The organism is Vibrio sp. D173a, assembly GCF_030248475.1.
Genome location: NZ_JAHGAH010001289.1, coordinates 1 through 883, shown reverse-complemented (window position 1 = coordinate 883; position 883 = coordinate 1). Strand labels below are relative to the sequence as shown.

Annotated in this window: 1 pseudogene; it reads left to right on the top strand. The window is 49.9% G+C overall.

The window, feature by feature from the left end:
- A pseudogene (locus tag KIV40_RS32910) lies at positions 1-883 on the top strand (CarD family transcriptional regulator); the annotation flags it as partial.

Here is an 883-nt window from a genome sequence, read left to right as displayed (position 1 = left end):
ATTACCAGATCTGAGCGTCCAGCATCAGAATAAAGAGCCCCTGGCTAACCTGCGTAAGTTTACCGAGTCATTTACAGGTAAGGTGGTGTTTTCAGTCGAATCTCAGGGTCGACGTGAAGCACTGAGCGAGCTACTTCAAGGGATCAAGATTCGTCCAGTTGAAGTCGAGACACTGATTCAATCACTCTCAGAAAGCGACAAGTTCAACCTCGTCTTAGGTGCTGCTGAGCATGGTTTTATCGACACCCAACGCGATTTGGCTTTCATTTGTGAAAGTGATCTTTTGGGTGATCGCGTTATTCAACGCCGCAAAAAAGATAAGAAAAGCGTTAACAGCGATTCGACCACGGTATTGGTCGTTATATCGGTCTGCAAACCCTTGAAGCGGGCGGCATGAAAACCGAGTACGTGACGCTTGAATATCAAAATGACGCCAAGTTATACGTACTAGTTGCCTCACTTAACCTAATCGGACGCTACTCAGGTGGCGCTGAAGAGAGTGCTCCTCTGCATAAACTTGGCGGCGAAGCGTGGCAGAAAGCCCGTAAACGCGCTGCTGAGAAAGTGCGAGACGTGGCCGCTGAACTGCTTGATGTCTACGCCAAACGTGAGCTCAAACCGGGCTATAAGTTTATCCTAGACCGCGGCCAATACGCGACCTTCAAATCAGGCTTCCCATTTGAAGAGACTGACGACCAATCTATGGCGATCAACGCTGTAATGTCGGATATGTGCCAACCAAAGGCCATGGACCGTCTAGTGTGTGGTGACGTAGGCTTTGGTAAAACCGAAGTGGCGATGCGCGCAGCGTTCGTCTGTACCGATAACGAAAAGCAAGTCGCCGTATTGGTGCCAACCACCCTACTTGCGCAGCAGCACTTCG